At 36.1% G+C, this 21040-nt stretch carries 25 protein-coding genes and 2 tRNA genes; 18 read left to right on the plus strand and 9 right to left on the minus strand.

What is annotated here, in order from left to right; translation table 11 throughout:
• The first annotated feature begins 107 nt into the window (after nucleotides 1–107).
• The 14 genes from DYE60_RS04755 to DYE60_RS04810 all read left to right on the plus strand — a co-directional run bounded on the left by DYE60_RS04755 (nucleotide 108) and on the right by DYE60_RS04810 (nucleotide 5892).
• The gene (locus DYE60_RS04755; protein ID WP_115315492.1) at nucleotides 108–338 is read left to right on the plus strand and encodes a hypothetical protein; all 231 of its coding nucleotides are present in this window, start codon (nucleotides 108–110) and stop codon (nucleotides 336–338) included.
• A 106-nt stretch (nucleotides 339–444) separates the two neighbouring features.
• Entirely contained in the window at nucleotides 445–636 is a 192-nt protein-coding gene (locus tag DYE60_RS04760; RefSeq protein WP_115315493.1) for a hypothetical protein, read from the plus strand.
• Between the two features lie 88 nt (nucleotides 637–724).
• Nucleotides 725–907: a hypothetical protein gene (locus DYE60_RS04765; protein ID WP_115315494.1), complete on the plus strand. Its 183-nt coding sequence runs from the start codon at nucleotides 725–727 to the stop codon at nucleotides 905–907.
• Complete coding sequence (locus DYE60_RS10375; protein WP_279525340.1) at nucleotides 891–1019, plus strand: hypothetical protein; 129 nt, start codon at nucleotides 891–893, stop codon at nucleotides 1017–1019. Before DYE60_RS04765 ends, DYE60_RS10375 begins: the two co-directional genes overlap by 17 nt.
• Nucleotides 1003–1680: a ribonuclease H-like domain-containing protein gene (locus DYE60_RS04770; protein ID WP_115315495.1), complete on the plus strand. Its 678-nt coding sequence runs from the start codon at nucleotides 1003–1005 to the stop codon at nucleotides 1678–1680. The genes DYE60_RS10375 and DYE60_RS04770 overlap by 17 nt, the downstream gene beginning before the upstream one ends.
• 8 nt (nucleotides 1681–1688) lie before the next feature.
• Entirely contained in the window at nucleotides 1689–2366 is a 678-nt protein-coding gene (locus DYE60_RS04775) for an ATP-binding protein (protein ID WP_115315496.1), read from the plus strand.
• Nucleotide 2367: 1 nt separating this feature from the next.
• Entirely contained in the window at nucleotides 2368–2988 is a 621-nt protein-coding gene (locus DYE60_RS04780) for a hypothetical protein (protein WP_115315497.1), read from the plus strand.
• A gap of 13 nt (nucleotides 2989–3001) precedes the next feature.
• Nucleotides 3002–3187, plus strand: coding sequence for a hypothetical protein (locus DYE60_RS04785; RefSeq protein ID WP_115315498.1), 186 nt, complete (start codon nucleotides 3002–3004; stop codon nucleotides 3185–3187).
• 113 nt (nucleotides 3188–3300) lie between these two features.
• Nucleotides 3301–3642, plus strand: coding sequence for a nucleoside triphosphate pyrophosphohydrolase family protein (locus DYE60_RS04790; RefSeq protein WP_115315499.1), 342 nt, complete (start codon nucleotides 3301–3303; stop codon nucleotides 3640–3642).
• A gap of 143 nt (nucleotides 3643–3785) precedes the next feature.
• Nucleotides 3786–4031: an ANR family transcriptional regulator gene (locus DYE60_RS04795; RefSeq protein WP_115315500.1), complete on the plus strand. Its 246-nt coding sequence runs from the start codon at nucleotides 3786–3788 to the stop codon at nucleotides 4029–4031.
• Nucleotides 4024–4224, plus strand: a complete 201-nt coding sequence (locus DYE60_RS04800; RefSeq protein WP_115315501.1) for a hypothetical protein — start codon at nucleotides 4024–4026, stop codon at nucleotides 4222–4224. Before DYE60_RS04795 ends, DYE60_RS04800 begins: the two co-directional genes overlap by 8 nt.
• A gap of 63 nt (nucleotides 4225–4287) precedes the next feature.
• A complete protein-coding gene (locus tag DYE60_RS04805) occupies nucleotides 4288–4620 on the plus strand; it encodes a hypothetical protein (protein ID WP_115315502.1) in 333 nt (110 codons plus the stop codon).
• A gap of 28 nt (nucleotides 4621–4648) precedes the next feature.
• The gene (locus DYE60_RS10165) at nucleotides 4649–4975 is read left to right on the plus strand and encodes a helix-turn-helix domain-containing protein (RefSeq protein WP_172460364.1); all 327 of its coding nucleotides are present in this window, start codon (nucleotides 4649–4651) and stop codon (nucleotides 4973–4975) included.
• Entirely contained in the window at nucleotides 4882–5892 is a 1011-nt protein-coding gene (locus tag DYE60_RS04810) for a tyrosine-type recombinase/integrase (RefSeq protein WP_115315503.1), read from the plus strand. Before DYE60_RS10165 ends, DYE60_RS04810 begins: the two co-directional genes overlap by 94 nt.
• Nucleotides 5893–5995: 103 nt before the next feature.
• Here DYE60_RS04810 and DYE60_RS04815 read toward each other — a convergent pair.
• Nucleotides 5996–6072, minus strand: a tRNA-Arg gene (locus tag DYE60_RS04815).
• A gap of 23 nt (nucleotides 6073–6095) precedes the next feature.
• Nucleotides 6096–6172, minus strand: a tRNA-Pro gene (locus tag DYE60_RS04820).
• Between the two features lie 167 nt (nucleotides 6173–6339).
• Between DYE60_RS04820 and folD the strand changes: the two genes are divergently transcribed.
• Nucleotides 6340–7197, plus strand: coding sequence for a bifunctional methylenetetrahydrofolate dehydrogenase/methenyltetrahydrofolate cyclohydrolase FolD (gene folD / locus DYE60_RS04825; RefSeq protein WP_115315504.1), 858 nt, complete (start codon nucleotides 6340–6342; stop codon nucleotides 7195–7197).
• A gap of 81 nt (nucleotides 7198–7278) precedes the next feature.
• Here the strand turns inward: folD and DYE60_RS04830 are convergent, their stop codons facing one another.
• The 6 genes from DYE60_RS04830 to DYE60_RS04855 form a co-directional block, all read right to left on the minus strand.
• Nucleotides 7279–8232: an ABC transporter permease gene (locus DYE60_RS04830; RefSeq protein WP_115315505.1), complete on the minus strand. Its 954-nt coding sequence runs from the start codon at nucleotides 8230–8232 to the stop codon at nucleotides 7279–7281.
• Nucleotides 8233–8300: 68 nt separating this feature from the next.
• Nucleotides 8301–9809 carry a sugar ABC transporter ATP-binding protein gene (locus DYE60_RS04835; protein WP_115315506.1) on the minus strand — a complete coding sequence of 503 codons (1509 nt, stop codon included), beginning with the start codon at nucleotides 9807–9809 and terminating at the stop codon, nucleotides 8301–8303.
• Nucleotides 9810–9877: 68 nt separating this feature from the next.
• Nucleotides 9878–10813: a sugar ABC transporter substrate-binding protein gene (locus DYE60_RS04840; RefSeq protein ID WP_115316424.1), complete on the minus strand. Its 936-nt coding sequence runs from the start codon at nucleotides 10811–10813 to the stop codon at nucleotides 9878–9880.
• A 77-nt stretch (nucleotides 10814–10890) separates the two neighbouring features.
• The gene (locus DYE60_RS04845) at nucleotides 10891–11826 is read right to left on the minus strand and encodes a sugar ABC transporter substrate-binding protein (protein WP_115315507.1); all 936 of its coding nucleotides are present in this window, start codon (nucleotides 11824–11826) and stop codon (nucleotides 10891–10893) included.
• A gap of 284 nt (nucleotides 11827–12110) precedes the next feature.
• Nucleotides 12111–12941 carry a MurR/RpiR family transcriptional regulator gene (locus tag DYE60_RS04850; protein WP_115315508.1) on the minus strand — a complete coding sequence of 277 codons (831 nt, stop codon included), beginning with the start codon at nucleotides 12939–12941 and terminating at the stop codon, nucleotides 12111–12113.
• A gap of 119 nt (nucleotides 12942–13060) precedes the next feature.
• The gene (locus tag DYE60_RS04855; RefSeq protein WP_115315509.1) at nucleotides 13061–14569 is read right to left on the minus strand and encodes a CoA-acylating methylmalonate-semialdehyde dehydrogenase; all 1509 of its coding nucleotides are present in this window, start codon (nucleotides 14567–14569) and stop codon (nucleotides 13061–13063) included.
• Between the two features lie 211 nt (nucleotides 14570–14780).
• On the opposite strand from DYE60_RS04855, the gene iolB reads away from it, so the two are divergent.
• Nucleotides 14781–15611 (plus strand): 5-deoxy-glucuronate isomerase, encoded by an 831-nt coding sequence (iolB, locus tag DYE60_RS04860; RefSeq protein WP_115315510.1) that lies wholly within the window; start codon nucleotides 14781–14783, stop codon nucleotides 15609–15611.
• A 365-nt stretch (nucleotides 15612–15976) separates the two neighbouring features.
• Here iolB and DYE60_RS04865 read toward each other — a convergent pair whose 3' ends face one another.
• The gene (locus tag DYE60_RS04865) at nucleotides 15977–17884 is read right to left on the minus strand and encodes a bifunctional 5-dehydro-2-deoxygluconokinase/5-dehydro-2-deoxyphosphogluconate aldolase (protein ID WP_115315511.1); all 1908 of its coding nucleotides are present in this window, start codon (nucleotides 17882–17884) and stop codon (nucleotides 15977–15979) included.
• Between the two features lie 227 nt (nucleotides 17885–18111).
• On the opposite strand from DYE60_RS04865, the gene iolD reads away from it, so the two are divergent.
• Complete coding sequence (iolD, locus tag DYE60_RS04870; RefSeq protein ID WP_115315512.1) at nucleotides 18112–20052, plus strand: 3D-(3,5/4)-trihydroxycyclohexane-1,2-dione acylhydrolase (decyclizing); 1941 nt, start codon at nucleotides 18112–18114, stop codon at nucleotides 20050–20052.
• A 69-nt stretch (nucleotides 20053–20121) separates the two neighbouring features.
• Complete coding sequence (gene iolE, locus DYE60_RS04875) at nucleotides 20122–21018, plus strand: myo-inosose-2 dehydratase (protein ID WP_115315513.1); 897 nt, start codon at nucleotides 20122–20124, stop codon at nucleotides 21016–21018.
• The last annotated feature ends 22 nt before the right edge of the window (nucleotides 21019–21040 follow it).

A 21040-nucleotide genomic window follows, 5' to 3' on the forward strand; every position in this document is an offset into this window, starting at 1 on the left:
CAAGTGGTAGGACGTTGAGCCTTACAACGTAAAAGAAAGGCACTTTTGACATAAGTAATCCGCTGCCCCTGAAATTAAGTAAGGGGCTTTTTTATAAAGGATATTTTATGAATAACTTCAAAAATTGGAATGTAAATGATTTTGCTATTTGGGCTAACTTTATTCTAGGTTTAGCTTTGCTTGCTGTTGATAGCAAGATGAATGCTATTATTTCAATTTTAATCGCTATATTTTTTACTCTTTATGAAATAAAAGAAATTATTTTTAAGGGATACCACCTAAATGTAGATACCGTTAAGATTAAAAACATAAAAATGGACGATAGCCCAAATCGCTAATCTTTTTAAGTAATACATAAATCTTAACCCAAAACCCACCGCTTATTCCTTGCGAATTTACAAGCGGTGGGTTTCTGTAACCAAAATTCAGTAATTGGAGTTAAAAATGAACGATTTCAAAGCCCTTATCAAGTTCTTAATTGATGGCAAATATATCCTTTTCACAATGCTACTCTGCCTACTCAGTTTACACGCATTAGAAAGTAAGTATTCAGACGAAGAAGCAACTGCTGTTTATGCTTGCGAGCTTCAACAAGGCAAATGGATTGAAATAGAACGAGGGGGATATTGTGATTGATCCTGAAGAACTTCTAATAGGTGTAGCAGTTACTGCTTTTTATGCTCTGATTTTAACAATAGCGAATTATTTTACATAGGAGTTACTAATGGCTAGAAAACGAATACTACCGCCTGAATGTTTTGATAGCGATGTTGATTACTACGAGCAATTTGAAACCGAAGAAGAAAAAGAATATGACGGTGATGGCGATGAATACGACAACAATCTTATTTATGACGACTTCGCTCCATGGAATTATCAAGGGGGATTAGATGTTAGATGTAGATAAACAACCTGAATGGGAAGACCCTAATACAGGAGTTATTTTCATAAATAAAGAATTAAAAAATGTATTAAAACCAACAAATAGTAAGGAGAAACAAAATGAACGTCTTTCTTGATATAGAAACAATTCCAACACAAAACGAAAAAATTAAGCAATGTATTGCTGGAAAAATAACACATCCAGCAACAATGAAAAAAGCAGAAACTATTGAAAAATGGGAGCAAGAAAGTAAACCACAAGCAATAGAAGAAGCAGTAAGCAAAACGGGGCTAAATGGAGCATTTGGCGAAATTGTATCTATAGCTTGTGCAATTGACGATGGCGAAGTAAAAGTTTTCTATCTTGATGATTGGCAACAAGCAGATAGAGAAGAAATTATTCTAAGCCAGTTTTTTAATTACGTCAGTGAAAATTACACACCTAGCTGTAGCCTCCCCCCTTGCTTTATCGGTTTTAACTCTGTTGCTTTTGATTTGAAATTTATACACCAGCGTTCGGTTGTTAATAAAGTTAAACCTTGCGGTAGATTTCCTGTTAATCCTAAAGCTTGGGATAACAATGTTTGTGATGTGATGATTGAGTATGTTGGCTTTGGAAAGTATATCTCACTTAATGATATGGCTTTATCGCTAGGTATTGATGGCAAGGGTGATATTCAAGGCTCTGACGTTTGGCAATATGTACAAGATGGGCGAATTAAAGAAATAGCAGAATACAATAAGCACGATGTAGAAGTAACACGTAAATTGTATAAAAGATTGAATTTTATTGAGTGAGGTTAAAAATGAGTATCGCAACCTTAATACTAGGCGAAAGCGGAACTGGTAAATCAGCAAGTTTAAGAAATTTAGATCCTGAAAAGGTGTTACTAATCCAAGTTGTGCCAAAACCATTACCCTTTAAATCTACAGAATGGAAAGTAATCAAAAAAGATGAAAATGGGAAATATAGCGATGGCAATATCCTTGTAACTGATAATGTAAATTTAATTTGTAATGCAATAATGAAGTCAAGAAAAGACATTATCATCATTGATGATTATCAGTACATAATGGCAAATGAATTTATGCGACGTGGTAGCGAAAGGGGGTTTGATAAGTTTACGGAGATAGGTATTCACGGTTGGCAAGTAGTTGATTGTGCTATTAATGCCTGCCCTGATAAAAGAATTTACCTTTTAGCACATACTCAAACCGATGATTTGGGGAAAACCAAACTAAAAACCATTGGAAAAATGGTTGATGAAAAGATTGTTTTAGACGGCTTATTCACTATTTGCCTACGCACCCAAGTTAGCAGTGGCGAGTATAAATTCTCAACCCAAAATAACGGTTCAGATACCGTAAAAAGCCCGATTGGATTATTTCAAGAAAGTGAAATAGACAACGATTTAAACCTTGTAGATAACGCAATCTGCGACTACTACGACATTAAACCACAAACACCTGAACAGGAGAGCTAAAATGAGCATTCAATTTACTTACAACCAAGAACAAGCTGTTAAAGCAGGAAATTCTAACTTTATTTCTGAAACAGGAGCATATAAATGCACCATTTTAGAAGCAAAATATACCAAATCAACAAGTGGTGCATTAGCCTTAGAGTTTTCAGTAGAAACCGATGATGAAATGAAAGGCAATTATATTTCCGTCTTTTATCAAGCAAAAAATGGCGAAACATTACAAGGCGGACACAATATGATACAGGCTATCATGGGGTGTACTCGTGTTAAACAATTAAGTCGTGTATTAAAAGATGGAAAGGATATTGCACCTGAATTAACAGGTAAAAAAGTGGGGTTATTCTTGCAAAAACGCCTTTACACTAAAGGTGATGGTTCAGATGGTTATCAGTTCCAAATTGTGTGTCCATTTGGTTATGAGACAGGTAAAACATTAGCAGAGTACATTGAAAACAGACCTGCTGAACGAATTGATTATCTTATCGCTCACACCGCAGATAAAGATGATAGAAACCGCCAAGCACCGCAGCCACAGCAAAATCCATACCAAGCACAAAATGAATTTTATGGACAACCTTCATCTGCTAATAGTGGGAACTTTGATGATTCCATACCATTCTAGATAGGAGTAAAAAATGAGTTTATTTGACCAAGTAGAAAAAGAAATTGCAAAAATTACTAATGAATGTTTTAAACAAATTGAAGAAGCTAAAGATATGGTGTTAGAACTTGATCCAGATGACAATGACTTTTCTTATAAAGTCCAAGAAATAGAAGAAAGATTACGTGATGCCCAAGCAACTTTGGGCGATTTAGACTAACACCAACATAAAAATGCACTTTTCTATCGGTGTTGGAACGATACCAATAGAAAATAATAATTTTATATAGACAACCCTTGCAATGCAGGGGTTATTTTTTTATGGAGCAAATAATGAAAAGAACTTTGGAATGGTTTGAAGTAGCGTTATCACATAAGGTTAGTAACAAAGAATGTATTGATGTTCAGTATAAATGTATTGCGGAAGAGTTCTTAGAACTTCAAGATGCTATTAACTCAGATAATGAGGTCGAGCAACTAGATGCTATTTGCGACATCATTGTGAGTTGTATTGGATACGCCTACTTAAATAGCTGGGATGTTATCTCAGCTATAGAAGAAGTTAATAAAAGTAACTTCTCTAAGTTTGAAAATAATAAAGCAGTCTTCAATGAAGGTGGAAAAATCACTAAAGGAAAGTATTTTACACCGCCAAAGTTAGAAAAATTTATATAGGAGACTTAAGTGATAGGCAAAATGTTATTTATGTTGTATCAGTGGTATAAGCAAAGTACCTGTGAACACGAGTATGAACCACAGACATCTAGCGTATGTGATATGCCTGTATGTTTTGTGTGTAAAAAATGTGGGAGAATAAAATGAGAGATATAATTCAAATTCATCACAAAAAACAAAAAGCCTCAAAGAAATGGCAATACAATAATCTTGTTCAACAAGCACGGAAATTGGAACAGGAGGATAACTACGAAGAAGCTAGTAAATTATGGAATAAAGCTCTTAAATTAGCACCGACTGAAAAACAGAAAGGCTGGTGTAGTTATAGAGATAGTCACTGTAAAAGAACGGCTGAAGTAAAAATATTGGTGGAGAAAAATTGTGAGTAGTGAACTAATTTTAAACGATAATAAAAAATATATTGTTATGTATTGGATGCAGGGATTTAGAGAATGGCATATTCTTAGTGAATCAAGATGTGGTGTATCTAAAAGCGAGGCTCTTTCAATAAGAGATTACAATATAAAAATGTGTAAGAAGAATCCTGCATATATATTGGTAACTGAGGTTCCAATAGTATAAAAAGTAACAATCCATTAACCGCCTATAAGCGGTTTTTTTATATCTGAAATAAGGAGAATTAAAATGATGCTTAACCCTTTTAAGTTACGGAAATTACTAGAAGATACAAAGTGGAAATTAGAAGTATCTAATAACCTGATGGAGCAATTGCAAGAACAAAATGATTTGTTAGATAAAAAACTAGTCCCCATTAAGCCAGTAAATAAAGCAGAAGTTAAAGGAAATCAACAATATTACATTGTAACCATTGCTAGTTACCAGCGTGTAAATGGCTGTAAGCTATTAAATGGCAAAGCAGATAAACCACTTCAAGAAGCATTTAACAAAGGTTTTATTTTTGATACAGAAGAAAAGGCTAAGGAAGTGTATCAAAGAATTATGGCAATTAAAGGCTAGAAATCAAACTTAAACCAAGCCCACGCAAGTGGGTTTTATTTTGGAGGGAATAATGGAAGAAGCGTTATCTATACAAGAAGTAGCTGACAAGCTAAAAATGCATTATCAAACAGTGTATGAAAAACGCCATAAATGGGGATTTTTTCAAATGGAAGGATCACGGGTATGGCGTGTTTATCCATCTGTACTTGAACAGAAACGCAAAAAACAGGCAAGCATAGGTAGGCTTGTTTCAATAACAGATCTTATGGGAGAACAGCAATGTCACTCTACAAACGAGAATCAGGTATCTGGTGGGTTAGTATCGCAACGCCATCAGGCAAAAGAATTAGATGCTCTACTGAAACAACTATAAAAAAGAAAGCGGAAGAATTCCACGATAAACTCAAAGCCGAACAATGGCGTGTCAATAAACTAGAGGAAGAGCCAAAATATATTTTTGAAGATGCTCTAATTCTCTATGTAAAAGATGCTGAAAATGTAAAAGATAAAGCAACAAGAAAACGACATGCTACATATTGGAGAACGTGCTTTGCAGGAAAAGAATTAAATACTTTAACAACGAAAGTTATTATAAATAAAGTTCCCACTCATAATGCATCTACTGGTAAGCCACTTTCTAATACAACGCAAAATAAATATTTAAAATCTTTAGGTCGTATTCTAAATTTAGCTTATCAATCTGGCTACATTGATAAAATACCTTATCTTCCAAAGAAAAAAGAGCCTCCAGTACGAGTCAGATGGCTAACAAGAAAACAAGCACAAACTCTTATTGCTAATATATCAACAGAATGGATGAAGAATATCTGTCTTTTTGCCCTGCTAACAGGAGCAAGAAGAACAGAGATTTTAACCATGACTTGGGATAAAATAGACTTTAATAATAGAATTGCTTTAGTGACTAATGATGTTGCCAAATCAGGAAAAGCAAGATCACTATTGTTAAATGAAGAAGCGATAAATGTTTTACAAAATCAGAAAGGGAAACATCACAAGTTTATATTTGTGAGTAGCACGGGTAAACCTCTTTTAGATATAAACAGAAAGACATTTAACCTTGCAACAAAACGGTGTGGAATAAAGGATTTTCACTTCCACGATTTGCGACACACCTGGGCAAGTTGGCACGCTCAAGCAGGAACGCCACTTTTTACTTTAAAAGAGTTAGGTGGCTGGGAAACATTAGAGATGGTAAAAAAATACGCTCACTTAAATGCAGATCATCTTTTATCTCACGCAGAAAGCGTATCAATTTATAGTAGTCGATAAATTGGAGTAAATATTCTTGTCACGATTTTGTCACGTTATCATTTTATGACAAAATAGAAAAACAGAAACATTCTTGTAGGTCATTGATTTAAAAGAGTTTAAATGGTACGCCCTATTGGATTCGAACCAATGACCTACGGCTTAGAAGGCCGTTGCTCTATCCAACTGAGCTAAGGGCGCAAGGATATGATATAAAAAAGAAGTGGTCGGCGAGATAGGATTCGAACCTACGACCCACTGGTCCCAAACCAGTTGCGCTACCAAGCTGCGCTACTCGCCGACTGACAATGTGTGCTATTATAGTTTCTGATTAGGATCCGTCAATGCTTTTTTTTAATTTTATTCTCAGTCGCTTGATATTTATTCAGTTTATACTTTTATCGCTTATCAAAGTCTTCATTTTTTGAGAGAATGACACAAATTATCTTTTAAAATTAAGGAGTATCAATGTCTGCTCAAATTATTTCAGGAACAGCTGTTGCTACACAGATTAAAAATAAAATTACTCAAACTATTACTCATTATACATCTTTGGGAAAACGCTCACCTTGTTTGGCTGTAATTTTAGTAGGAAATGATCCTGCTTCACACATTTATGTGAAAAGTAAACGTAAAAGTTGCGAAGAATTAGGTATTATTTCTCAATCATATAACCTTCCTTCACAAACAACAGAAGTAGAGTTATTAACGCTGATCGAAAAATTAAATAATGATAACAATATAGATGGTATTTTAGTTCAACTTCCTCTACCAAAACACATACAAGAAAGCCATATTATTGAGGCAATTTTACCAAATAAAGATGTCGATGGTTTTCACCCTTATAATGTAGGACTGCTATGCCAGCGAATTCCTAAACTACATTCTTGCACACCGTATGGTGTGATGAAACTTATTGAATATACAGGGCAAGATATTAAAGGCAAACACGCTGTGATTGTTGGTGCATCCAATATTGTTGGGCGACCTATGGCATTAGAATTTTTACTTGCAGGCTGTACAACAACAGTTACTCATCGTTTGACTCAGAATTTAGAGCAACATATAAAACAAGCCGATATTCTTGTAGTGGCGATTGGTAAAGCTGAATTTATTCGTGGTGAATGGATAAAAGAAGGAGCTATGGTATTTGATGTTGGTATTAACCGCTTAGAAAATGGGAAATTAGTTGGCGATGTAGAATTTGAAATAGCCTCTCAACGAGCCAGCTTCATCACACCTGTGCCAGGTGGTGTGGGGCCAATGACAGTGGCAATGTTAATGCAAAATACACTACAAGCCTATGAAACACATATTAAAAACTAAGCCCCCCCTAAATATATAAAATAAAACTCACATACTTAATTCAAATTAGTATGTGAGTTTTTTATCACTAATTATTCTTAATTACGCTTTTTTACGGCGTTTTAATGTATCAAGTAATACCGCTACAACAATAATTGCACCTTTAATAATTTGTTGCCAATATGGGTCAACCCCTAGCATATTCAAGCCTTTATTTGTGGTACCGATAATCAATGCACCCACGACACACATTGGAATACTACCAACACCACCTGCTAATGATACACCACCAATTACCGCAGCGGCAATCGCATCTAATTCCCACGCTAAACCATAAGATGGATTACCCGCATAAGTTCTTGCTGCAAGTAATGCACCCGCTAAACCAGCTAATGCTCCAGCAATGATATATACCCAAATTAAGGTTCTTTTTGTGTTGATACCACAAATTTTAGCTGCATTTAAATTACCACCGATAGCATAAATATGGCGACCAAAGGTTGAACGACTGAGTAAAATATGAGCCGCAATGACAATAACGAGATAAACAAGCACCAATCCTGGTAAGCCGAAGAAATCAATATCCGCAATCCAAGTAAAAGATTCTGCTGATGCGTCAATTGGGCGACCGTCAGAATAAAGCTGAGCAGCACCACGCGCCATTGTCATCATACCCAATGTGGCAATGAAAGGCGGAATTGAACCATAAGCCGTTAATCCACCGTTAATAAATCCAATAACCGCACCGACCAAAATAGACATTGCAAATGCCATAATTGCATAGGTTGGTGTATCCACTGATTCGACAATAGATGCTGCAACAACCGCTGTGAGTGCCACAACCGATCCTGATGAAAGGTCAATCCCTGTTGTGATAATCGCTAAAGTTACCCCAATCGCAATAATGCCGAACATTGAAACTTGTTCAATAATACTAAAAATGGTTCGGCTAGATAAAAAGCCATCAATAGTGACAGACAATGATAGGAATAATAAAACAAGAATTAGTAACATTCCGTAGGTGTTAATCATTTTCTTTAAGGTTATAGCTGACATAATAAATACCTCATTATTTGTTAATTTCTATAAAAGAATTTTTTGCTTAAATTGTATATTGTTTCAAGCTAGCCCGACGCCAATTCGAGTACGCGTTCTTGGGTTAATTCATTGCGTGGAATAATGCCAACTTGGTGTCCTTCGTGCATAACCATTACACGATCACTCATTGCTAAAAGTTCAAGCATATCAGACGTAATCATAATGATTGTTTTACCTTGTTTAGCAAGCTCTACCATCAATTTATATAACTCTGCTTTTGCCCCTACATCAATCCCTTTTGTCGGTTCATCAAGAATTAAAATATCTGGTTCTAGAATTAACCAACGAGCAAGTAATACTTTTTGTTGGTTACCTCCTGATAAATTATCCGTGACAACATCCACATTCGGGGCTTTAATTCTGAGCTTATCCTTTTGTACATTTGCGGTTTTTTTGGCTTTTGTGACTGAAAGGAGGAAATTTTCTAGATAAGGTGACATTTGAGGCATAATAATATTATCTGTGATACTTAAATTTAGGAATAATCCTGTTAGTTTTCTATCCTCTGTCACAAAGCCTATTTTATGCTCCATTGCATCGTGGGGTGTATGAATGTCAACTTTCTGACCGTGAATATAGATTTCACCACTCTCTGCCGGTCTATATCCAAACAAGCCTTCTGCGATTTCTGAACGACCAGCCCCAACCAATCCAGCAATACCAAAAATTTCACCTTTATGAACTTTAAAATTCACATTTTGATAATGCCCTTTACGACAAAAATCTTTAATTTCTAATACAACTTCATCAGAAGGTGGTAACTCTTCTCGCTGGAACATTTCAGACATATCTCGACCAACCATCATTGAAATAAGTTCATCTTTGGTTACATCTTTAACATCTTTTGTACCAACATATTGCCCATCACGAATAACGGTTATTTCATCTGCAACCGTAAATACTTCATCTAACTTATGTGAGATAAAAATAATCGCAATACCACGTGCACGTACCGTGTCTATAATTTTATATAACTGCTCCACTTCACCTTCTGTTAAAGCCGTGGTTGGTTCGTCCATAATAATGACTTTTGCATAATTGGATACAGCGGTGGCAATGGCAACAAGCTGGGCTTTTGCGACGGAAACTTCTGACATTTTAAGTGTTACATCAAGTGGAATACCTAATGATTCTAAAATTTCATTTGCTTCATAGTCCATTTTCTTTTGGTCAACAAAAAATCTATTTTTTGTTACTTCTCGCCCTAAAAATAAATTATCTGATATTGTCAAATTTGCGGCAGGTGAGATTTCTTGTGGCACCATCGTTAAACCACTACGAATAGCATCAATAGGACGTTTAGGATCAAAAGGCTTTCCATCTAAAATCAACTCGCCACCATCATCTGGCGTATAAATCCCATACAGAATTTTCATTAACGTCGATTTACCCGCACCATTTTCACCCATCAATGCATGAACAGAACCTTTTTTTACTTTTAAATTGATTCCATCTAATGCTTTCACTCCTGGAAACGTTTTAGAAACATTACGCATTTCTAAAATATATGGAGATTCATTCAAATTACTATTCATTTATCGCTCCTTTAAGATATTTCAGGAAAATTAACTAGCTGAACAAAATATAATGTGTATTGCTCTTCTCACTCCTTATATTTATTCAAATAATCGACTATCTTGTCTGGTGTAACCAACTCAAAAGGAATCCAATTATATTGCGTTACCTTCTCTCCTTTTGCTGCTTTATAAGCAATCTCTGCACTTAGCGAACCTTGCCCAGAAGCAGACTGATAAACTGTCGCATCAAGCCCTTGTCCTAAATACGCTAATGCGTCAGGCGTAGCATCAATACCAACGATTAACAAATCTTGATCGTCTAATCCTATTTTTCGAGCTGCAAGCAATGCCCCAATCGCCATTTCATCGTTATTACTTAAAATTACTTTAATATCTTTATGAGCAGCCAATAAATTTTCAGTAATTTCCATTGCTTTTGCTCTATCCCATCTCGCTTCTTGCTGAGTAATAATTTCTACTTCTGGGTGCGATTTTAAGATGTCCTGATTTCCTTTAGTACGTTGAATTTGAGCTTCCCACCCAAGAGGCCCCATTAAAATAATCGCTTTTGCAGGTTTTCCATTAAGTTGTTTTAAAATAAATTCAGCTTGTATTTCTCCAGCTTTTATTTCCTCAGATCCAATAAAACTGGTGACATATTTCATATCTTCATCTTTTGGCTTTCCATTTACGATGATTAACGGCAATTTTGCTTTTTTTGCTTTTAATCCGACCGCTTTCACAATATTCTTATCCGTTGGCATTACGAGTAACGCATCAACACCTGAATCAATAAAATTTTCAACATCATTTAACATTCGAGCAGGATCAGAATTTGCATCAGCATACTTAAATTTGACATCATCATGAGCTTTATCAAAACGTTCCATTGCATCTTGTAAATAGGTTGGATACTTATCAGATAAACTATACATTGACACACCAATAACAAGCTCTTTTGCTTGAGTCATTAGAGAACAGCAAAGTATGCCTAAACCTATTATTAAACTTTTCTTAAACATCATTGATTACCCCAACTTATAATGACAGCCTTTCAATCAGAGCAAGAACGTAATGCCCTTGCTCCATAAATTAAACGCTATTTTTTATATTTTGCTTGGTACTCTGCTTTTTTATCAGGTGTTACAAGTTCAAATGGCACCATTTTAAGTTTTGGTACTTCTTTACCTTGTGCTGCTAAATAAGCCATTTCAGCACCTGTTGAGCCTTGACCTTGTGCAGATTGGAATACGGTAGCATCAAGCCCTTCTCCTAAATACTCTAATGCGTCAGGCGTTGCATCTAAACCAACAATGAGAATATCTTTATCTTTAATATTAAGTTTACGACTTGCAAGTAATGCGCCAATCGCCATTTCATCGTTATTACTTACAACCACATTGATATCTTTATGAGCAGCTAAAAGATTTTCTGCAATTTCTAGCCCTTTAGCACGATCCCATTTACCTTCTTGTTCAGCAAGAATTTTGATGTTAGGATTTTTCTCAAAAATTTCTTTATTTCCTTGCGTTCTCTTAATTTGAGCATCAAGCCCTAGTGGTCCCATCAAAATAATACCTTTTGCATCTTTACCTTTTAAAGAATCAGCAATAAATTGACCTTGAAGACGTCCACCTTCCACTTCATCTGAACCCACATAACTCGTCACATATTTCATTGCATCGTCTAGTGGTTTACGGTTTACAACAATAAGTGGAATACCTGCTTTTTTCGCTTTGCGACCAATTGATTTCACAATTTCAGGATCGGTAGGAACAACCAATAATGCATCTACGCCTTGATCAATAAATGTTTCAACATCATTTAATAAACGTGCTGCATCCGCATTTGCATCTGATAATCTAAATTCAACATCATCATGTTTTTTATCAAAATCACGAATAGCATCTTGTAAATAAGTCTGCCATTTATCTGAAAATGAAACCATTGGTGCACCAATAACAAGATCTTTTGCCATTGCGACTTGAGAGCTTAATAATGCACCACATAATGTTGCTAATAATGCTTTTTTCATAGGGTTATTCTCCTTACTTAGAAAAACGAGTAAAATATACAAACCAAAACAAGAAATGTATATTTCAAATGAAAACATTAAAAAATAAATGTTTCAATACAAATAATACTTTTAATTACTTTATAATCAATATGAAATATTCAAAATTGTGAACTAGATCGTATTTTATTGTTAATTTTTTTAATATTAAGAAGAATGGAAAAGAAAAGGCATAAAAAAATAAGATAATAAAAAATCCCATTAAAATGGGATTTTTAAGGTGATTTAATACTGAAAATGAAATATTATTTAGATTGTTTTAACCCCAGAGAAAGGGCTAAGGTTTGCACAAGTGTCATTGTCGCACATTGAGAACGAAAACCGTGAACCTGTGCTTCTTTTACAACGAAAGAAACATCACTAAATGCTAAGATTGGGCTAATTTGACTGTCCGTAATCGCAATCTGCTTAATGCCTTTTTGTGCTGTCACATTCATTATTTCAATTGCTTCTTCTGCATAAGGCGAAAAACTTATTGCAACAACCACATCCCCTGCTTGAATTTGGTTAAACTGTTCATCAAACATCCCGCCTAATCCGTCAATCATAAAAGTACGGCAATTTAGATGATGTAAAGCATAATTCAAATAACACGCCACACTAAATGAGCGTTTTAAGCCAACAATAAAAATATTATTTGCATTATCAAGAATATCGACGGCTTTATCTAATTGTTCTAACGATATATGATTTGCCAACTGATAAAGAGACTGCGTATTTGCTTTAGAATAAATATTTAAAATATCAAGGGCAGTTTCTGTTTTATTTATCTCTTCATTTTCAAGTTGACGATGAATGGTTAATCGCTCTGTATAATTAACTGTATAACCCACCATTCCTTCACGGAATACTTGTTTCATTTCATTAAAACCTGAAAATCCAAATGTATTTGCGAAACGAATAAGCGTTGAGGGTGGCACATTCGCTTTTTCAGCAATAACAGCAACGGTTTCAAACACAACACTATTTTGATTATCTAATACATATTCAGCGACTTGTTTTAAGCGTTTACTGAGCGTGTCATAACGTAATCTAATTTCATTTTGTAAGTTTATAAATTCTGATGATTCCTGCATTATATATCCCCTATTTGACAAGGGTGACTAGTTTACTACTATTCAACTAATAATCAATATGAAAAATAAGGGTAATAAAGACGCCCTCTATTACCCCTACATCGTTATACCTTATTTAATTAAAGTGTTGGCATAGAGAATGCGGCATCTTCAATTACTTTTGGATTTGGCCAACGGCTTGTGACTGTTTTCATTTTAGTATAGAAACGTACACCATCAGGGCCATATACATTTAATGCTCCGTAAGCAGAATGTTTCCAACCACCAAAACAGTGGAATGCCATTGGTACAGGAATTGGTACATTGATTCCCACCATTCCCGCTTGAACATCGTAAGCAAATTCACGTGCAGCTCCACCGTCAGAAGTGAAAATCGCTGTTCCGTTACCAAATGGATGATCATTGATTAAACTCATTGCATCTTTAAAGCCTTTTGCACGCACGATACCAAGTACAGGACCAAAGATTTCTTCTTTATAGATTGTCATCTCTTCGGTTACGTGGTCAAATAATGTTCCACCAATGAAGAAGCCCTCTTCTGCACCTTGTGGTTTTTTACCACGACCATCAACCACCAGTGTTGCACCTTCTTCCACACCTTTATCAACATAGCCTGTTACATTGTCTAAATGCTGTTTGGTAATCAACGGACCAAAATCCATCTCTTTTTCACCCTCTTTTGGAATACCCGGACCGTGACGAAGTGCCTCTACTTTTGGTTTTAATGCCGCAACTAATTTATCTGCTGTCGCATCATCAATAGTGACTGCGATAGGAAGAGCCATACAGCGTTCCCCTGCTGCACCATAAGCCGCACCTAATAACGCATTTGCTGTTGCTTCAATATCTGCATCTGGCATAACTAAACCGTGATTTTTTGCAGCCCCTAATGCTTGAACACGTTTACCAAATTCAGAACCTACTTTATGAACGTGAGCCGCCGCCGTAGTTGAACCGACAAAACTCACCGCTTTTACACGCTCTTCACGTAATAAAATTTCATTATCGTGACGATCACCATGAACCACGTTAAATACGCCATCAGGTAAGCCAGCTTCTTTTAATAATTCAGCTAAACGAATAGATAAAGAAGGGTCTGTTTTTGCTGGTTTTAAAATAAAAGTATTACCACAAGCTAATGCAATTGGGAACATCCACATTGGTACCATTGCTGGGAAATTAAATGGTGTAATACCAACCGTTACCCCTAATGGTTGCATTGTTGAATGAATATCAATGCCTCGTCCTGCCTGCTCTGAAAATTCACCTTTAAGTAAGTGAGGAATACCGCAAGCAAACTCAACCACTTCTAAACCACGAGTTAATTCACCGATAGAATCCGAATAAACTTTACCGTGTTCTTCTGTGATTAAACGAGCCAAAGAATCAAAATTTTCTTCTAATAATGTTTTAAATTTAAACATTATTCTTGCACGACGCAATGGCGAAGTTTTTGACCACTCTTTAAATGCTGCCTGTGCAACATCAACCGCTTCATTGACCTCTTCTGGGGTACTCATCATAACTTGACGAATTTGCTTACCCGTTGCAGGATTGTAAATTGGCCAAGCCTTAGTACCTTTACTTGCAACTTGTTTACCGTTAATAAAATTATGAACAGTTTCCATCGTTTACTCCTTAAATATAAAAAAATCTATTGCAAAATAGTTCGTGAGATAGATTAGAATAATAGAATAAACATTTCAATTCATTTTTAACAAAAAATAGAACATTTATTCTATTTTGTGATCTTGATCTGATTTTTTACATCTAGTCATAGCACATATTTTTATTTGTTGTATTATTTTGCTCTAAACCATACAAAGTGAGGAACGAAAAATGAGTTATTTACTTTCTAAATCTAAAAAAAATCATCCAGAAGCCAATGGACAAGTCCAAAAAATCACGCCTGAAAGTGCGGGGTGGGAATATGTGGGTTTTGAAATGTTTCATCTAAAAGAAAAACAAACACTCTCTTTTGATACAGAAAATACCGAAGTTTGTTTTGTACTGATGGCAGGTAAAGCGACTTTAAGTGTAGGCGATGAAACCTTTGCAAAAATGGGTAATAGAGCCACACCTTTTGAACGTATTCCACCGTATTCTCTTTATGTACCCCACAATCAAACCGTTGATATTCTTGCAGAAACAAACCTTGAACTCGCCGTTTGTCGAGCACCAAGTCAAGGTAATTTACCTGTTCGCCTAATCACACCCGAAGAGGTAGGTGTGGAACATCGAGGTTATGGTTATAACAAACGTCTTGTTCATAATATTTTACCTGAAACAGAACCAGCAGATAGTTTACTCGTGGTTGAAGTATTTACCGATGAAGGTAACACCAGCTCATACCCAAGCCATAAACACGATCAAAAAAATAGTGAAACAGAAACTTATTTAGAAGAAACTTACTATCACCGTTTTGATCCGCCACAAGGCTTTGCAATGCAACGTGTTTATACCGATGATCGTAGTCTTGATGAATGTATGGCAGTTTATGATGGCGATGTGGTGCAAGTACCAAAAGGCTACCACCCAATGGCAACCGTTGCAGGCTATAATAACTATTACTTAAATGTGATGGCAGGCCCTGTTCGTAAATGGCGTTTCACTTGGGAAGCCGATCATTTATGGGTAAATAGCGAAGAATATGCGAATAAATTTAAGTAAATTGAAATAACTTTTTCAATATTACAAGCGGTCTGATTTTTTCTGAAATTTGCAAATTTTGAATAAAATTAGACCGCTTGTTTTTTTGCCTATTTAATAAAAATATTATTTGTAAAATTTTGATCCCATTAACGTATCAGACTATCGAAGCGCGGTTGCTGAGCCTGTCGAAGCATAAGTGCTTTTTTTATTGTGTTTATCCGCCGCTTCTTTGGTCGTTCGACAGGCTCGGGGAGTAATAATTCGCAAAACTCGGAAGATACGAATGACTTGATACAATGAAAATAATCATACAAAAAATAACCGCTTAGCAAATTGGTATCCCCAAAACACTAAGCGGTCATAATTTTTCTAAAATTTACAAATTAACGAGATTTCCAAAGTTTAATCAAGCGTTGATAACGTGCTGAAACGTCTTTCACTAGTTCATCGTCGTTGATTTCATTTGCTAACCATTGTTTTGACGGTTGTCCGAAGATGGTTCTTCCTACCGCAAAACCTTTCACTAATGGGATATTTTTAGATGCTTCAAAGACAGCTTTAAATTCTTCTTCTGGGGCATCTAAACCTAAAATTAAGATACCACGACAATAACTGTCATTTTGCTCAATCACTTGACTAATCTCTTTCCAAGCCTGCTCTGACACGCCTGGTAATTTCCACCAATCTGGTTTAATACCAATATCATAGAAATGTTGTAACATTTGTGCATAATATTGCTCTTGTTTTTCCATTTCAGCTGGAAGGATAATTTCAAGTAATAGTTCGTGACCAGTGCGACAACAGGCTTGATACACTTCTTTGAGTTTAGTATCTTGTGCGGTTTTCATTGCTTCATCATCGGTAGGGTGATAGAAAGCTAAACATTTCACCACCTGTTCTAATGGCCAGCTCGCTAATTGCGTGCCAAGATCACCGTGCTCTAAACTTAATGGACGAGATGATGGCTCTTCAATCGGACGACCAATCCACCAGTTTTTACCGGTAATTTCATTTAATGCTGCTTGCCCAAATGTGGTATCCGCTAGAATTCCCGCATTACCATTGCTTATACCCTCTTGTTGTGCGGTTTGTTCCGCAGCTTTAAGTAGTAAGGTTTTTAATTTTGGAATACGTGTTAGCTCAACACCACATTCATTCGCCATATCAACCAACTGTTTACGATGATCGAATGCAAAAATACATAAATCGTCCCACTGTTTTTTACGAGTAGTCACTCGGTGTAAGTGATTTAATTTTTCATCTAGATCTGGACGTGGAACAGATTCTGCACGAGAAAGATAATCATCTAACTCTTCTTTGGTTGGCATTGCAGGGGCACAGCCATGACGAGAAACAACTAACGCACCACATGCATTTGCATAACGACAGCTTTGTTCCCAACCTTCGTTGTTGATGTAACCACGAATTAAACCTGACATAAAGGCATCACCCGCCCCTAATACATTTAATACCGCTACTCTTACACCATACACATTTAAGCCACCGTCAAGATCATCAGGAATTTCACCTTCAAACACAGAGCAACCTAATGCTCCACGTTTACACACTAACGTTGCTTGGCTAAATTTACGTACATTTTTCAATGCAGTTAAGGTGTCTGTTGAGCCACCTGCGATATGGAACTCTTCTTCTGTTCCAACTAAAACATCAAAATGATGCAATACTTCTTGTAAGGATTTGGTTACCGCTTCTGAATCGATATAACGAGTTTCTCCATCACCTAATGATGTTAAGCCCCATAATACTGGGCGATAATCAATATCTAATAAACGTTTCACGCCATTACGCCCCGCATATTCTAAGGCGGTTAAAACAGCTTCTCGGGTATTTGGGTGTGAAAGGTGTGTACCTGTAATAGCGAGAGCTTTTGCGGAAGCAATATATTCTTCAGAAAAATCATCTTTGGTAATCGCCATATCCGCACAGTTATCACGATAGAAAATTAACGGGAAAGTATCTTCATCTTTTATGCCGAGCAATACCAACGCAGTTAAACGATCCTTATCGGTAATTAAATGACTGGTATCTACGCCAACACTTTCTAATTCTTCTTTTAAAAAGCGTCCCATATGTTCATCGCCGACACGGGCTAACATTGACGATTTTACACCTTGAATAGCCGTTCCATAGGCAACATTGCCCGATGAACCACCTAGATATTTAGAAAACGTCCCCATATTCTCTAAACGAGCACCGATTTGTTGTCCATATAAATCGACAGCTACACGACCTAAACAGATTAAGTCTAGTTTTTTTTCTACACTTTTCATCATATCCTCACTTATTTATATTTAGAACTGATATAAGAATAAAACTAAATGAACTAAATTTCCACTAATTGAAACATATATTTCAAAAAAGTCACGCTATTAAATGAATATTTGAGAACAAGATCACAAAATGAAATAAAATTTCTAAAATAACGTTGCGTTGAAATGAATAAGTTACTAGAATTTTGAAAAAATTATTTATTCTTTAACTCATAGGAGTGACATAGATGAAAACGACTAGACTTACAGTTGCACAAGCACTCATTAAATTTTTAGATAATCAATATATAGAAGTTGATGGTCAAGTAACAAAATTTGTTGAAGGTGTTTTTGGCATATTCGGTCACGGTAATGTATTGGGTTTAGGACAAGCACTTGAACAAGACTGTGGCAATTTAATTGTTAGACAAGGACGTAACGAGCAAGGTATGGCTCACGTTGCGATTGGTTTTGCAAAACAGCACGCACGTAAGAAAATTTATGCTTGTACTTCTTCTGTTGGACCAGGTGCTGCTAATATGATTACCGCAGCGGCGACAGCAAGTGCAAACCGCATTCCACTTTTGTTACTTCCGGGTGATGTGTTTGCAACCCGCCAACCCGATCCAGTTTTACAACAAATCGAACAACCTTATGATTTAAGCATTAGCACGAATGACGCTTTTAAAGCGGTAAGTAAATATTGGGATAGAATTAACCGTCCTGAACAGTTGATGAGTGCATGTATCAATGCAATGCGTGTATTAACTGATCCTGCAGAAACTGGTGCTGTAACACTTGCATTACCACAAGATGTGCAAGCAGAAGCCTATGATTTCCCTGATTATTTCTTAGAAAAACGTATTCATCACATTGAACGTGTCACACCAACAGATTCAACCATAAAAATGGCAGTGAAATTGATTAAAAATAAGAAAAAACCATTGATTATTTGTGGTGGTGGCGTGCGTTATTCACAAGCGGCAGAAGAATTGAAACAATTTGCAAAAAGTTTCAATATTCCATTTGCTGAAACACAAGCAGGAAAGAGTGCCGTTGTGTCTGACTATCCTTTAAATGTGGGTGGTGTGGGCGAAACAGGTTGCTTATCCGCAAACTTACTCGCCAAAGAGGCGGATTTAATCATCGGTATTGGTACTCGTTATACCGATTTTACCACTTCATCAAAATGGATATTCCAAAATCCAGACGTTCAATTCTTAAATATTAACGTAGCACGTTTTGACGCTTATAAATTAGATGGTGTTCAAATTGTCGCAGACGCAAAAGCAACCCTTAGTAAATTAACCACGTCATTAAAATACATTGGTTACGCAGCTCAATGGGGCGATCAAATCGCAGAGGCTAAACAACAATTTAGACAAGAGTTAGAGCGTGTTCGCAGTATTACTTACACTGGCGAAGATTTTGTGCCAGAAATTGATGATCGTTTAGATAAAAAAGCGGTATTTGAAGAATTCCAAAAAATCACAAAATCTTGTTTAACACAAAGTCGTGTATTAGGCATTATCAATGAACATTTAGGTAAAGATGATGTGATTGTGGGTGCAGCAGGAAGCTTACCGGGTGATTTACAACGTACTTGGCAATCCAAAGGTGAAGGCACTTATCATCTTGAATATGGCTACTCTTGTATGGGTTATGAAGTCAGTGCATCATTTGGTGTGAAAATCGCTCAACCTGAGCGTGAGGTCTATACCCTACTCGGCGATGGCTCTTATATGATGTTGCATTCTGAGTTAGTCACATCCATTCAAGAAAACAAAAAAATCAATGTGATCGTCTTTGACAATATGGCAAATGGCTGTATCAACAATTTACAAATCGGTAATGGAATGGACAGCTTCTGCACTGAATTCCGTTTCCGTAATGAAACATCAAATCAATTAAATGGCGGACTTGTTCCAGTTGACTTTGCAATGAATGGAGCTTCTTACGGTTGTAAAACCTACAAAGTAACCACCGAAGAAGAACTGCTCTTTGCATTAGAAGATGCGAAAAAACAAACCGTATCAACCTTGATTGATGTAAAAGTATTACCAAAAACAATGGTTCACGGTTATGGCAGTTGGTGGCACGTTGGTGTTGCGGAAGTTTCTAATAAGGAAACCATTCAACACGCATACCAAAATGCACAAAAACACATAAATGAAGCTCGTCGTTACTAATTTTTAACATTAAGCCAGCTCTTTCAGGGCTGGTTCAGAATTATTATCCATACACAAGGAGAAACTTGTATGAAAGCTGAAAATATCAAATTGGGTATTGCACCTATTGGTTGGACAAACGATGATTTACCTGAATTAGGGGCTGAAAATACCTTTGAACAATGTGTCAGTGAAATGGCGTTGGCAGGTTTCACTGGTTGCGAAGTGGGAAATAAATATCCACGTGATATTGAGGTGTTAAAACACAAACTTGATGTTCGTGGTATCCAAATTTGTAATGCGTGGTTTAGTACATTCTTTGTTGACGGTAAAAAAGAAGAAACTATCGCAGAATTTATCAAACACCGTGATTTCTTACACGCAATGGGTGCAAAAGTAATCGGTTGTTCAGAGCAAAGCCGTAGTATTCAAGGACAGAAAAAAGCCATTTTTAAAGAAAAGACCATTTTTACTGATGCTGAATGGGAATTACTTGCCGAAGGTTATAACGAGTTAGCGAAACTTGCCGCAGAAAAAGGAATGAAAGTGAGCCTACACCATCATATGGGAACAGGTGTACAAACCCCAGAAGAAGTAGATCGCTATATGGAAATGACTAACGATGACGTTTATTTACTCTTCGACTCAGGACATATTTACTACTCAGAAGGCTCACAAAAAGCAATGTTAGATATGCTTGAAAAATATGTTGATCGCATTTGCCACGTTCACTTAAAAGATGTGCGTGATGAAGTGGTTGCAGAAGTAAAAGAAAACGATCTTAGTTTCTTAGAAGGAGTTAAAAAAGGTACATTTACCGTTCCAGGTGATGGCGTAATTGATTTCAAACCTATTTTTGAAATTTTAGATAAACACAATTATAAAGGCTGGATGGTTGTGGAAGCAGAACAAGATCCTGCATTAGCAAATCCATTTGAATACGCAGTGAAAGGTCGTAAATATATCAAAGACGTTGCTGGAATTTAATTAAACATACAGATTTTTAATC

It is taken from the genome of Phocoenobacter uteri (genome assembly GCF_900454895.1).
Lineage (GTDB): Bacteria > Pseudomonadota > Gammaproteobacteria > Enterobacterales > Pasteurellaceae > Phocoenobacter > Phocoenobacter uteri.

Coding starts and splice junctions, on each gene's coding strand:
- DYE60_RS04755 (WP_115315492.1), top strand. CDS start 108: ATGAATAACTTCAAAAATTGGAATGTAAATGATTTTGCTATTTGGGCT.
- DYE60_RS04760 (WP_115315493.1), top strand. CDS start 445: ATGAACGATTTCAAAGCCCTTATCAAGTTCTTAATTGATGGCAAATAT.
- DYE60_RS04765 (WP_115315494.1), top strand. CDS start 725: ATGGCTAGAAAACGAATACTACCGCCTGAATGTTTTGATAGCGATGTT.
- DYE60_RS10375 (WP_279525340.1), top strand. CDS start 891: ATGTTAGATGTAGATAAACAACCTGAATGGGAAGACCCTAATACAGGA.
- DYE60_RS04770 (WP_115315495.1), top strand. CDS start 1,003: ATGAACGTCTTTCTTGATATAGAAACAATTCCAACACAAAACGAAAAA.
- DYE60_RS04775 (WP_115315496.1), top strand. CDS start 1,689: ATGAGTATCGCAACCTTAATACTAGGCGAAAGCGGAACTGGTAAATCA.
- DYE60_RS04780 (WP_115315497.1), top strand. CDS start 2,368: ATGAGCATTCAATTTACTTACAACCAAGAACAAGCTGTTAAAGCAGGA.
- DYE60_RS04785 (WP_115315498.1), top strand. CDS start 3,002: ATGAGTTTATTTGACCAAGTAGAAAAAGAAATTGCAAAAATTACTAAT.
- DYE60_RS04790 (WP_115315499.1), top strand. CDS start 3,301: ATGAAAAGAACTTTGGAATGGTTTGAAGTAGCGTTATCACATAAGGTT.
- DYE60_RS04795 (WP_115315500.1), top strand. CDS start 3,786: ATGAGAGATATAATTCAAATTCATCACAAAAAACAAAAAGCCTCAAAG.
- DYE60_RS04805 (WP_115315502.1), top strand. CDS start 4,288: ATGATGCTTAACCCTTTTAAGTTACGGAAATTACTAGAAGATACAAAG.
- DYE60_RS04810 (WP_115315503.1), top strand. CDS start 4,882: ATGTCACTCTACAAACGAGAATCAGGTATCTGGTGGGTTAGTATCGCA.
- folD (WP_115315504.1), top strand. CDS start 6,340: ATGTCTGCTCAAATTATTTCAGGAACAGCTGTTGCTACACAGATTAAA.
- DYE60_RS04830 (WP_115315505.1), bottom strand. CDS start 8,232: ATGTCAGCTATAACCTTAAAGAAAATGATTAACACCTACGGAATGTTA.
- DYE60_RS04835 (WP_115315506.1), bottom strand. CDS start 9,809: ATGAATAGTAATTTGAATGAATCTCCATATATTTTAGAAATGCGTAAT.
- DYE60_RS04840 (WP_115316424.1), bottom strand. CDS start 10,813: ATGTTTAAGAAAAGTTTAATAATAGGTTTAGGCATACTTTGCTGTTCT.
- DYE60_RS04845 (WP_115315507.1), bottom strand. CDS start 11,826: ATGAAAAAAGCATTATTAGCAACATTATGTGGTGCATTATTAAGCTCT.
- DYE60_RS04850 (WP_115315508.1), bottom strand. CDS start 12,941: ATGCAGGAATCATCAGAATTTATAAACTTACAAAATGAAATTAGATTA.
- DYE60_RS04855 (WP_115315509.1), bottom strand. CDS start 14,569: ATGGAAACTGTTCATAATTTTATTAACGGTAAACAAGTTGCAAGTAAA.
- iolB (WP_115315510.1), top strand. CDS start 14,781: ATGAGTTATTTACTTTCTAAATCTAAAAAAAATCATCCAGAAGCCAAT.
- DYE60_RS04865 (WP_115315511.1), bottom strand. CDS start 17,884: ATGAAAAGTGTAGAAAAAAAACTAGACTTAATCTGTTTAGGTCGTGTA.
- iolD (WP_115315512.1), top strand. CDS start 18,112: ATGAAAACGACTAGACTTACAGTTGCACAAGCACTCATTAAATTTTTA.
- iolE (WP_115315513.1), top strand. CDS start 20,122: ATGAAAGCTGAAAATATCAAATTGGGTATTGCACCTATTGGTTGGACA.